Origin of the sequence: Acinetobacter sp. YH12045 (assembly GCF_013419925.1) — a bacterium.
In the GTDB taxonomy this organism is placed as follows: domain Bacteria; phylum Pseudomonadota; class Gammaproteobacteria; order Pseudomonadales; family Moraxellaceae; genus Acinetobacter; species Acinetobacter amyesii.
On record NZ_VOZE01000012.1, the window covers coordinates 37,039 to 49,286 of the forward strand.

Annotated in this window: 11 protein-coding genes and 1 riboswitch; of the genes, 4 read left to right on the top strand and 7 right to left on the bottom strand. The window is 39.7% G+C overall.

Features of this window, described 5'->3' with window-relative positions:
- The first annotated feature begins 444 nt into the window (after nt 1-444).
- From FTU02_RS13355 to FTU02_RS13365, 3 genes are all read left to right on the top strand, one after another.
- The gene (locus tag FTU02_RS13355; RefSeq protein WP_180157552.1) at nt 445-1,800 is read left to right on the top strand and encodes an amino acid permease; all 1,356 of its coding nucleotides are present in this window, start codon (nt 445-447) and stop codon (nt 1,798-1,800) included.
- 271 nt (nt 1,801-2,071) lie between these two features.
- Nucleotides 2,072-2,926 carry a hypothetical protein gene (locus FTU02_RS13360; protein ID WP_180157554.1) on the top strand — a complete coding sequence of 285 codons (855 nt, stop codon included), beginning with the start codon at nt 2,072-2,074 and terminating at the stop codon, nt 2,924-2,926.
- A 193-nt stretch (nt 2,927-3,119) separates the two neighbouring features.
- Complete coding sequence (locus tag FTU02_RS13365; RefSeq protein WP_180074264.1) at nt 3,120-3,629, top strand: hypothetical protein; 510 nt, start codon at nt 3,120-3,122, stop codon at nt 3,627-3,629.
- 77 nt (nt 3,630-3,706) lie between these two features.
- Here FTU02_RS13365 and FTU02_RS13370 read toward each other — a convergent pair whose 3' ends face one another.
- The 4 genes from FTU02_RS13370 to FTU02_RS13385 all read right to left on the bottom strand — a co-directional run bounded on the left by FTU02_RS13370 (nt 3,707) and on the right by FTU02_RS13385 (nt 7,558).
- Nucleotides 3,707-4,078, bottom strand: a complete 372-nt coding sequence (locus FTU02_RS13370) for an MmcQ/YjbR family DNA-binding protein (protein ID WP_218956195.1) — start codon at nt 4,076-4,078, stop codon at nt 3,707-3,709.
- 34 nt (nt 4,079-4,112) lie between these two features.
- Nucleotides 4,113-4,718, bottom strand: coding sequence for a murein L,D-transpeptidase family protein (locus FTU02_RS13375; protein ID WP_180157556.1), 606 nt, complete (start codon nt 4,716-4,718; stop codon nt 4,113-4,115).
- A 111-nt stretch (nt 4,719-4,829) separates the two neighbouring features.
- Entirely contained in the window at nt 4,830-6,275 is a 1,446-nt protein-coding gene (locus FTU02_RS13380) for a YdiU family protein (RefSeq protein WP_180157558.1), read from the bottom strand.
- Nucleotides 6,276-6,397: 122 nt separating this feature from the next.
- Nucleotides 6,398-7,558, bottom strand: a complete 1,161-nt coding sequence (locus FTU02_RS13385; protein ID WP_078191233.1) for an acyl-CoA desaturase — start codon at nt 7,556-7,558, stop codon at nt 6,398-6,400.
- Between the two features lie 190 nt (nt 7,559-7,748).
- On the opposite strand from FTU02_RS13385, the gene FTU02_RS13390 reads away from it, so the two are divergent.
- Nucleotides 7,749-8,282, top strand: coding sequence for an META domain-containing protein (locus tag FTU02_RS13390; RefSeq protein WP_180085490.1), 534 nt, complete (start codon nt 7,749-7,751; stop codon nt 8,280-8,282).
- A 66-nt stretch (nt 8,283-8,348) separates the two neighbouring features.
- On the opposite strand, the gene FTU02_RS13395 is transcribed toward FTU02_RS13390, so the two are convergent.
- From FTU02_RS13395 to FTU02_RS13405, 3 genes are all read right to left on the bottom strand, one after another.
- A complete protein-coding gene (locus FTU02_RS13395) occupies nt 8,349-9,062 on the bottom strand; it encodes a glycerophosphodiester phosphodiesterase (protein ID WP_180085487.1) in 714 nt (237 codons plus the stop codon).
- A 185-nt stretch (nt 9,063-9,247) separates the two neighbouring features.
- Nucleotides 9,248-9,832, bottom strand: coding sequence for a cob(I)yrinic acid a,c-diamide adenosyltransferase (locus tag FTU02_RS13400; protein WP_180085485.1), 585 nt, complete (start codon nt 9,830-9,832; stop codon nt 9,248-9,250).
- A 46-nt stretch (nt 9,833-9,878) separates the two neighbouring features.
- On the bottom strand, nt 9,879-11,732 hold the full coding sequence (locus FTU02_RS13405; protein ID WP_180085482.1) for a TonB-dependent siderophore receptor: 1,854 nt from the start codon (nt 11,730-11,732) through the stop codon (nt 9,879-9,881).
- A 236-nt stretch (nt 11,733-11,968) separates the two neighbouring features.
- Nucleotides 11,969-12,134: riboswitch (cobalamin riboswitch) on the top strand.
- Nucleotides 12,135-12,248: the final 114 nt, after the last annotated feature.

The window sequence follows — 12,248 nt, forward strand, 5'->3', positions numbered from 1 at the left end:
AATTATTCAAAGCATCGCAAAAACATTTTTGATTAGAAGTAGTCCTGTCTCAAACACTTGCGGATGACGTTACCGCGTATCGCTGTTTTATTTGAATCAAATTGCACTTCTGGTGTTACTGCGTAACATCAGTAAGTTACATATAAGTGATCAATCACTGCGGATTCGCTTTTAAAACAGCGCTCAATTGGGCGCTGTTTTTATGATGTAGGGCATATTGCTGTGTGATGAAGCCTCAAAAATATTCAATAAAAGTATAAATTTGAAAAAAATAGGCAAAAGATTGTCTTGACCTAAGTTATTTAAACCAATCAATAAAACTTTACATTTGATGCTCATCTGATCTGTAAAAATACCTTTAAGTTAAAATTGTTGGATATCAAGATGTAGTTCTTAGCGGATGCACAGGCTACAATCCACTTTTTTATAAGATGAGAACATGTTGTGAGCAGCGAAATGCCTCAACTGCAGCGCCGATTAAAGAACCGCCATATTCAGCTGATTGCAATGGGTGGCGCAATCGGGACAGGGCTATTTTTAGGCTCTGCGCATATTATTGAGTCGGCTGGACCATCGATAATTCTGGGCTATTTGATTGGTGGTTTGATTGCTTTTCTGATTATGCGCCAGCTAGGCGAGATGATCGTGCAAGAGCCAGTCACAGGTTCATTCAGTCATTTTGCTTTTAAGTATTGGGGCAAATTTGCGGGCTTTTTAACGGGCTGGAACTACTGGATTCTGTATATTTTAGTAGTGATGACCGAGCTGACCGCGATAGGCAAATATATCAATTACTGGTGGCCGCATGTGCCTGCTTGGGTTTCAGTTTTGGTGTTTTTTGCTGTGATTACGCTAGCCAATTTAGCTAATGTCAAACTGTATGCAGAATCTGAATTTTGGCTGTCGATGATTAAGGTTGTGGCGATTGTTGCCATGATTATTTTTGGTATATACCTGCTACTTACAGCAGGCGCAGACTCTACCGCTTCGATTAGTAATTTATGGGTACATGGCGGCTTCTTCCCGCACGGTTTTGAAGGCTTATTCTACATGCTAGCCTTTATGATGTTTGCTTTTGGCGGCATTGAATTGATCAGCATGGCGGCGGCTGAAACTGAAAATCCAGATCAAAACATTCCCAAAGCAGTAAACCAAACCGTAATCCGCGTGTTCTTATTTTATATCTGTTCCTTAGCGGTATTGCTGTCGCTGGTGCCGTGGAATCAGTTGAAACTTGGCGGTTTGGATCATAGTCCTTTTGTGATGATTTTTAATCAGATGGGGATTGATTGGGCGGCACATTTGTTGAACTTTATTATTTTGACTGCATCCGTTTCGGTCTGTAATAGCGGCATGTATGCCAATAGCCGCATGCTGCTGGGCTTGGCAGAACAAGGCAATGCGCCAAAAGCATTTAAGCAGGTGAATAAACACGGTACGCCGATTGCCGCGGTTTTATTTTCTGCTTTGCTGGTTTTTGGCTGTGTACTGCTGAATTATTTCTTGCCTGAAAAAGCATTGAGTTATTTGATTTATATCGTGGTGAGCGCTGCGGTGCTGAATTGGATGCTGATCAGCTTGATTCACCTGAAGTTTAGAAAAGCGATGCAGCAGCAGGGCATACAAACTAAGTTTCCTGCATTATTTGCGCCGTTCACCAACTATTTTGTTTTGTTGTTCATGCTGATGATTTTATACATCATGTGGAATCAGGGCTTTATGCTGTCGGTGCTGATGCAGCCCGTATGGATTTTACTGCTGTATGTGCTGTTTAGAGTGATGCAAGCGAAGAAGGTTTAATACTATGAGGGCTTAGGGACGAGCCTTTTGATATGCAGGCGTTCTTGTTTCGTGCTGTAAAATAATGTCTTTGCTAAATTATTTTGAAAATAAACATATTTATGGAGTGTTCGTATCAATAGCAGTCGTTCCAGTATGCTTTAAATTTATATGGTTTAGGTTAAAGTATTGATATTAATTAAAAACATTAAAAATTTGGTAAGAAGTATATTTTGTGAATATTTTTGAGGGCTGAGTAATTAATTTTTTTTAAATAAATCGGTAAATAATTATGAATATTAAAATTTTAGATTCTCAGCATTTTGATTCAAAAATGAATATGCATTTACAGCAATATTTAATTGAGCATCATTTACCAAAGATAGGTTTTTATCATGTCGTTGCGAAAAGAGATGATACGATTATTGCACTGGGAATGCTTTATTCTAATCATGTCCATCCTCATCGTGATTATATTTTATTTCATGATGTACAAAATGATTTAGAGGCTAATCTATTGATAAAATTGATCAATAATTTAGAGAAAAAATCTAAAACGAGAGGGTTACAACTCATACTCAATTCTAGGAATAATTCTTTATGTGAACATTTTGAGTCACATCGTTTTTATATTGCTAGAACAACTTACTTGATTGAATTAACCGAAATAACTGAAATCTATACAGATATAAAAACAATAAAAACTAAAAAATTAAATCAGATGTCGAAAGTTGAATGGCAAGAATTAAAGAAGTTGTTCCATAAAAACTACAAGCGATTTCATGAAGGTGTTAATGCTTTAGCTCAGGAATTTTCACCTGACCTATTGTTCGAAAATTTAAAAAATATAAATGTAATGGAGTCAACAATTCTTTTAAATCATTGTTCTCAACTATGTGCTTACTTTCTTATTGGTGGTTCAGATGAAAATTCAATTGAAGTTGCATATTTGGGAGGGATTGATGAAGATCATATGGAAGACTATCTGTTTTTCTTCCAAAATGAATTGAGAACATTACTTAAGAAATATAAAGCTGTTTATTTTGAAGCTGATGATTCGGATGATTATTTTTCTGCATTAATGCAAAAAATAAACTGTGATTTATCGGACTCTTACTACACATTGATTAAAGACTTAGGTGAGTAGAGGGTCATTTTTCTAATTTAACTTTTAGTCTAATGATTGAAACTCTTATTTTCAAATGACTGTTATACGAAATAAAGTAGTCTAGGCTTTAATTTTTAATAATTTAAAAAATTAACTGTGTAATATCAAATTCGGAATCTCGTATAGATTGCAATATGTTAATTTTAGGAAATCTTAATTTCAAAAATTACTTATGTTCAAAGTTTTAATGCTAGTTGTCGCTTTCGTTTCAACTTCTATCAATAATTTATCATATGCAGAGACCAATACATTGAACGCAAATAAAGTTTTAGAGCCATTTATATTTGAAATTGGTTCTAATTTTTCAGATATTCAAAGCAAATTTAGCTTAGAAGTAAGGAATTCAGGAGTAAATTTCATTAAAGAATCAAAATGGTATAAATTAAACACTCCAGTAGGATTTATTTTTCTTCAAGAATGGCAAGGCAAACTTCATTGTATTGCTTATGAGATTGATACAGATAATATAGAAATAAAAAAGGAATTAATTAATTATCTTTTTGAAAAATATAAAAATAATTTTGAATGGATAGGTAGGGTTGATAATGGATTTTATATTTCATATGAATCATCTAATGATTCTATCCAAGGAATTTATGCTTATTCATTAGGAACAACTATTTCTTTTACTAGTAATGAAATTAGAAAAGCTGAAACAAAGATTCGATTTCCAAATCTTTAATTTATGAAACCAGTTGTTGAACATAATGGCGATTACACGAAATTAAAAAAATAATCTGATCGAAAGGGAAGTGTTATCTAAACACTTCTCAGCAATTCAATCCTCTGCCGTTGTCCTTTCTTTAACTTCGACACCACCAATTCATAAGAATTTAGCACCAAATCCTGCAGCAGTTCTTCTTCCAATTCTTCATCTGCAAATACAGAAATCCAATGCTGCTTATTCATATGCCAGCCTGCACGAATAAAGGGATAAATATCTCTAAGCATTGAGCCATTGTCTGGCAGCACTTTTAAATTGATGACTGCTTTGCCTTCTAAATGAAAACTCAGCATAAAAACCTTATCCATCACCTTAAACACATCACAGCCTTCACCAAATGGCTGGCTGCACGTGGTTTCAGGCAGGGCTAAGGCCGTCTTAGCTGCTACAGCATGTAATGCAATCATAAGGGATAACCAAAATAAGCCTGAGCGTTAAAGCCTAAGGATGAATATGAATAACGGTATCATTATTTACCAATTGCCAAATTTCATCCATATCAATATTACGCACTGCAATACAGCCCCAAGTCCAATCTTTTTGTGGGAAATAAGTCATCAGTTGTGGTGCAGCTTTCATTTGTAAACTGGTCGCCGAACCATGAATCATAATGTCACCACCTGCAGAAACCCCTAAATCTTTAGCTTTCTGTTTATCGGTCGCATTGGGGTAAGAGATATGCAAGGACTTATAAAATGAACTTTGCGGATTGCGCCAATCAATCATATAGCTGCCTTCAGGCGTTTTGCCATCACCTTCTTGAACTTTATGTCCAAGCGGAGTAAAACCCAAACGGATTGGGTAACGCTGAATGACTTGATCCTGATGTTTTAATTCCAAATAACGCTGAGCTTTATATACATGAATATTGTCGATCGGCGTTTGTATGCGAATTTTTTGAATTTGCAAGTCGCTTAATTCAGGTGGAAAGACCAGTGCATTGGCAGGTGTAGGTAGATATTTTTCAAATTTTTGATAGGCAAAGCAGGCAGCGACAATACAGACGAGGATAGCGAAACTAAAAATAGCGATACGTTTTCTTGTCATTATTTTTTAGAGGATGGACGGCATTACAGTCCATCCATTTCGGTATTGTGGATAATGTCTAAATTATCCACAATTTTGCTTCGATTGATGCATAAATTTGTGGATAAATGTTTAAGACGAGCAGCTCACCATCACTTCAGGCACATCACTTGGCAAGGGGCCTAAATCTTCTGTTGTTTCCAGTTCAGGCTGTTTCAGATAAGGCTGGCTTAGTAATGTAAATAAGCGTTCAACTTCAGAAAAATCATTACGCTCTGCCAGTTCAATCGCCTTTTGCGCCATATGATTTCGCAAAATATATTGCGGGTTGGCCTGTGCCATTTCAGTATCAAGTTCAGTCGTATCTTGATTCGCACGGATGCTTTCGTATTGTGTTAAGAAACTTTCAAAGGCGCGGCGGTCAAGGCAGTCATCTTTAATGGCTTCATATTCATGATTTTGCAGACGGATAAAGCTTTGCGTGTAATCCAGCTGTTCGTTTTGCAGAATGCGTAAAAAGGCCATCGCGCAGTCGAAGCTGTCTTTATGAAAACTTGGTAGGCCCATTTTCTGAGCTAAGCCCATTTTATAATGTTCCAAGAAGGTCAGTTCAAAATGCTCTAAGCATTTGGCTAGATCGTCTTTCCACTGTTCTTTGTCATAGTCAGCAGGGCAGAGCGGCACTAAATTGTTCAGCCATTGCCAGAGATTCCAATGCCCGATACTTGGCTGCTGCTGATAGGTATAGCGGCCTTGGTAATCCGAATGGTTGTTGATCCAGTTTGGACGGAAGCGCTCCATAAAGCCATAAGGACCAAAATCTAGCGTTGAACCGGTAATATTCAGGTTGTCAGTATTCATCACGCCATGTGCGAAACCAATTAGCTGCCATTTGGCAATCATCACTGCGGTACGCTGAATGACTTGAGTGGCAAAAGCCAAAATGGGCTGTTCAGCATCCAAGCATTCAGGGTAGTGCCATTCAATGCATTTTTGCGAGAATTCAGGCAGTAAATCACCCTGATATTGATTGATCCATTCAAAATGTCCCAATCGGATATGACAGTCAGATGTACGCAGCATCATCGCGCCGAGCTCGAGTTTTTCGCGCTGTACACCTTGCTCAGAACTGGTAAAACCCACCGCATTGCTGGATGCAACACCTAAGCTGTTCAGCGCATGTCCTGCCAAATATTCACGAATAGTCGAGCGCAATACTGCACGACCATCGCCCATGCGTGAGTAAGGGGTCGAGCCGGCGCCTTTAAGGTGCAGGTCAATGGTTTGCCCATGTTTATCGATGATTTGCCCAATCAATAAGCCGCGTCCATCGCCCAATTGGCCGGCCCATTGTCCAAACTGGTGACCTGCATAGACCATGGCCAAAGGTTCAAATTCAGCAAAGGTTTTTTGACCGCTGCAGATTTTAACCCACGCAGCTTGATCTTCTGCCGACCATTGCAGCTCATCTGCAAGAGCCGCATTAAAATGCCCAGCTTTTGCGCCTTTTAGAGGAACAGGTTGCTGATGATGGTACAGGCGAGGTGGCAGGGTGTTATAGCGGGCATTGAACAGCATAATGATCTTTAAAAATTCAAATTATGTTTAAACTATAGCAAAGACCAGATAGAAAAACTGTAGCTTAAAATCAATAAAGCCTCCACAAGGGAGGCTTTATCATTTGAGGAGCTTTAAAACAGTTAAGCGGTTTTCTTTTTCAAATTACGCATCAATTGATTCAGTGTTTCACGGTGCTGTGACAAACGCTGTTCAACTTGTAGGAATTCAAGTTTGAGTTTGTCATCCATCTGATGAATTTTTTCAGCAACTGCTGTTTTCTTCGCTTGAATTTCCTGTTCTTTTAATTTTGCCCAGTCATTCAAAGTTTGCGAAAACGCATCATATTCTTGAGAAATACGTTGCTTAGCGGTCGCAATATCATCGGTCATGTTGAGACCATAGATCGCAAGGTCTTGTTCCGCATACTTGAACTTCATAGCCAACTCAGCTTTTTTAATATTAAAGCTAGGAATACGGCGTAAATTTTTGGCAAGGCCTAATTTAGAGCAGCTCCAAATCAACCATTTTGTTGGATCGTATTGCCACCATTTCACACCATTACGGTAGTCGTATTGGAAAATATGGTGATAGTTATGATAACCCTCACCCCAAGTAGCAATAGCTAACCAGAAGTTATCACGCGCGGTATTTTCGTCAGTATATGGACGTTTACCCCACATGTGGCACAGTGAGTTAATAAAGAACGTCACATGATGGCTCAAGATTAGACGCATTAAACCGCCCAATAATAGAACGCCCCACATATCGCCTACAGCCCAACCAATTGGCACTAAAATCGCTGCATGTACAGCAATCACCAATGGAATGTAGTATTTATCTTGGAACAAAACGACTTTATCTTTTAAAAGATCTGGCGCGTTTTTGTAGTTCGGTTCTGCTGCTGGATAATCACGAAGCATCCACCCGATATGGGCATACCAGAAACCACGATTAATCGAGTATGGATCTTGGTCAATATCGTCTACATGACGGTGATGTGTACGGTGACCTGAAGCCCAGAACAAAATACTGTTCTGAACAGCAAAAGTACCCATGAGCATTAAAATGATTTTTAAAGGCAAGGTTGCTTCATAAGCACGGTGTGCCCATAAGCGGTGATAACCTGCGGTAATACCTAAACTGCTGACACCCAGTAAAACAAACATACTGATCCAAGCAGCGGCACTAAAATCATGATTAATGGCATATAACGGAATTGCAATAACTGCGACAATAGGTAAAAACACCAATGCAAAAATAGCAATCCAGTTCATTGGGGCTTTGGGTAGGGGAGCATTCATCTCCAACAGCACTCCTGAAACCTTGGGAGGTATAGATAGGACAAATCCCATTAATTTTTTAAGGGATTTTAAACGTACAGAATAGTAGCACGGGAAAACCCGTTTTCACCACTGTTATTGTACAGTTGTATTGTTCTAAACAGTAACATAATACGACTGAAGTTATTTGACTTTTTGTGGGGTAAAAAAGATGCTAAAAAAACAGCAAAATCGTCAAAATAATCCGCAGCTTTTGGTCAAACACTGTATCTGGGGCGGCTTTCTGATCAGTTGTCTGGGACTCATGGCCTGTCAAAGTTCTCCGACGCAGAAGGTGACTACAAAGTCACAAGGGGAGTCACATGGCAACAGCGTTGAACAGCCATTAAAAGTCATTCGCGTGAATGATGGGGTACAAGATATTCCGTGGACGATTGTGCAAATTGCAGGGCAAAAAGCCAAGTTCTTTCATCATCAACCTTATTTGCAGTTCAGTTCACAATTTCGCCAAATTCAAGGTAATACAGGATGTAATAACATCAGTGGCACTTATGTGATTGATACCTTAAAACACAGCATTGATTTGAATGCGCGAGCAGGCTATTTCAGTTGTGATTCGGCTTTGGCTCAAGAGGCTGAACTTTCAGATGCATTGCAATCCGCAACACGGTTTCAAATTCAAGCGAAACAGATGACGATGCAAAACAGTCGGGGTCAAACTGTGTTGGTTTTAGAACGAAAATAAATAAGTTGAGAAAGCCACGTGTTGATCGAGAAGTACATTACACAAATCTAGGGGAATAAAGCAGCATTAAAAATGCTGCATCATCAATTTAGGATAGTCGGTAATTAAGCCGTTAATGCCCCAATCTTTAAGCTGTTTAGCACGATCAACGTCGTTGACAGTCCACACGCTCACATTTAATTTTGCCTGCTGTGTGGCCTGAATAATGTCTGAATTGGCGAGTTGGTTCATCCAACCAATTTGAATACAACCCAATTCGAGTGCTTGTTCAATCGCTTTAAATTTCACGTCCGTTTCAACCAGTAGCCCGCGTTTGAAGCTAGATTTTTTCTGTTGCAAAGCAAGATGAATTTTAGGGTCAAAACTGGTAATCACAGCGGAATGTTCAAAGCCTTGAAGTTGTTGTTCTAATGTTTCAGTCAGCGCTTCAGCTTCAGCTTGTGTCTTCACCGCTTTCACTTCAACTTCAATATGATCGAAGTTATGAATAATTTTAAGCGTTTGTTCGAGCATAGGCGTCGGTTCAACTTTGTTCCATTCTGACCAAGTCACAGCATGGTTATAGGGTTCTAGTTCAGAACTTTCGCATTCATATAGATGTTTATCTTGACCTGCCGTTCGCATAAATTGGTCATCATGCATGATCACTAGGGCACGATCTTTCAGTTGCCGAACGTCAAATTCGACAGCACGAATCCCTAAATCTTGAATATATTGAAAACCGCCAAGGGTGTTTTCAGGTGCTTCGCCACGAGCGCCACGGTGTCCGATTATGCGCATAAAGGGCCTGCAAAATTGAAAGATAAAAACATAGTGTCCTGTAAGCATGACAGGGAGATGACACTATTATTTTGAGCCGATCATTTTGAATTACAAGAATGATCGGACGAAATGTTTCAATTTATTTCAATGTAAAATAGACTTTTAATTGGTCAAAGGATTTGAGCAATTCTTGAATCCAAAACTTATTGATCAATCGTGTCATTAATATTTTTCTGCCACAGCACCTCAGAACCACCTTCAGCGCGTTGTAATGTACGCGATGCGACAAATAACCAGTCAGAGAGTCGGTTAAGTAGCTGCAATGACGGCGCTTGAATGTTCTGGTCACGGTTATGTACAGCCATTAAACGACGTTCTGCACGGCGGCAAACTGCACGAGCTTGATGGGCAAAGCTGCACACCAATGTTCCTGATGGCAGGATAAAGTCTTTGAGCATTGGCAGCGCTTCATTCATACGGTCAATGTCATTTTCCAAAAACTCAATTGACACAGGTTGTACCAAGTTGAAGTTTGGAATGCAGACTTCACCGCCAAGGTCGAATAACCAATGCTGAATCAGGCTGAGGGATTTATCCCAAGTCGCTTTGTCTTCAATACTGCTAAGTGCGATGTGCGAACGCAGAATACCAATGCTTGAATTGAGTTCATCGACATCGCCTAAGGCTTCAATGCGTAAATCATCCTTAGCAATACGTGATCCGTCGCCTAAACCTGTCGTTCCTGAATCGCCTGTGCGGGTATAAATTTTACTTAAACGGTGGCCCATTTTAATTGTCCATTTTTTGATTAAAAGTTGAATAAAGTGATGTGTATTAATATTTAACAGTGACGCCGATAGAGGCTAAACGCCCGCCATTTAAATAGAATTTGCCGTCGAAATTGCCAGCAGAAGCCGTTTTATATTGAACATCGCCGACATTTTGAATATTGCCAAAGAAGCGCAGTTGCTCGTTGGGTTGGTAATAACTATTGAAATCAATCTGAGCATGTCCAGGGATCACATCCTCATCATAATTACTGCTGTCTGAATGGCTGTTCGCACTCAGCGTTGTTGACAGCCCATAATGTTCATCAGCCCAACCAGCTGACAATGCCAGTTTTTGACGTGGGCGGCGGCTCAAATCCAAACCTGTTTTATCATTTTTTGCTTGATTGTAGCTATAACTGGCCTTTGTAAAAAATGCCTCATTGCTCCAATTCACATAGACTTCTGAACCTTGAATGGTCACTGCATCAATATTGGCAAACTTCCAGTTATTGTTGGGATCAGAATCAATAAGGTTATCAATTTCAGTTCTGTAGATAGACAAACCAGTTTTTAGTTGTGGTGTCATTTGTAGGTCTAGCCCAATTTCATAGGATTGACTTTCTTCGGGTTTTAAGTCAGGGTTTGCATAGTCGCCATAATATAAGTCGTTCATGGTTGGCGCTTTAAATGCTGTACCAATATTGGCATAGCTACTAAACAACGGCGTGAAAAAATAACGCGCAGCAACTTGTCCGACCGTGTGTTGACCATATTTTTCATGGTCTTCACGACGAATACCCGCTTGAGTTTTTAATTTATCAGTTTGATATTGGTGCTGTAGATAATAACCCGTACTGTTTAAGTCTTGATGAAAAGACTCTGCAGTTTTTAGCGTTGATGTTTCTAGCTGCCGATGGGTAATGCCTGCAATGATGTTCTGAGACGGCGTCATTTGCTGTTTTGCGGTCAGTTCATATTCAGTGGATTCATAATGGGTCTGTTCAAAGATTTTGAGCTGTTCCAACTCATCTTTAAAATAAGACACGCGAGCATTCAGGGTCAGCTGATCTGTGGGGTTGAAGCGTGACTTCAGGGTTGCAATTTGATTTTTAAAATCTTGCGACTTTTGCTCATATTGCAGTGAATTCCAGCTGTATTGCTCATATTGAGCATTACCTTGGTTTTCAGAATAATCCAATGAAGTGCCAAAGCGTGTTTCTTCATAGCCAAATTTGGCAGACACGCCTTTTTGATTAAAGCTAGAAGCTCTGGCATTTTCATGTTCATGAATCAGTGTGCCGTCGGTTTCTAAACGCTGTCCACGAATTTGCGCATAAAAACCTTGCTTGGCTAGGTCTACCCCGACAGTACTTTTATAGGTTTGATTTTCACCTATTTCAGCGCTGATAAAAGCTGCATTTTTTTCAGGGGTTTTGCTAATGATTTGTACAACACCACCAATGGCATTGGTGCCATAAAGGACAGATGCTGGGCCTTTTAAAACCTCAATCTGCTTAATGTCTGTGGTATCTATAAAATTATTTGGCGCTAAACCGCTGGCATCATTATTTAAACGGACACCGTCACGCAATACCAAAGTGTGGTCTGACTCTGTGCCACGTAAAAAAAATGAAGCTTGTTGTCCATAGCCACCCAGCTGCACCATATTGATAGAAGCATCACTCATTAATAAATGTGGAAATGATGCAATTGGTGATTGATCTATGAGCGACTCATCAATAATGGAAATACGTGCTGGCACATTTTCTAATTTTTCTTGTGAGCGTGTTGCCGTGACGACAATGGTGTCCAATTTAGGTTGTGCAATGGAATCTGCTGCAACAGATATTTGGGAGCTAAAAATACAAAGGGCAGATATGCCAGCTGCAAGAGCAGTCGGCTGAAAAGGAAAAGGCATACAAAGCTCCATGCATTTACCCCACGTAAATGATTGAGTGATAGAACACAGTCGGCAGGTATCGGACTGGCAAGGCATTGCTTGCACACCGTTGCGGGGGCAGTGTTGTGGAAACTTCCCATGCCAACTGTTGTGAATGGCTTAAGTATAGAGAACTCCGATTTATCGAACAATCGAAACTATGGGGTATTTGAAGATAGGTACATATACAGCTTGACTTGCTGTGGAGCAGAAATTAATCTGCCTGCGCTTCAGGTGCTTCCTTAATTGAGAAGTGAAACTGGGAAGTCAGTCTAAACATTGAAAAGTGATTTGAATCTGACACTGCCCCCGCAACGGTGAATAGGCTTTATTTCGATAAATCCTTAAGTCCGGAGACCGGCCTGATGCAGACCTATACATAATGCGGCGGGAGTTATAGCGGGATTGCATCATTGCGCCAATATTGGCCTTGCATTGCTGACCCTGAATCCCCCTGCGTTATCCATTTTATTATTCGCACGGGCGGTGCGATCG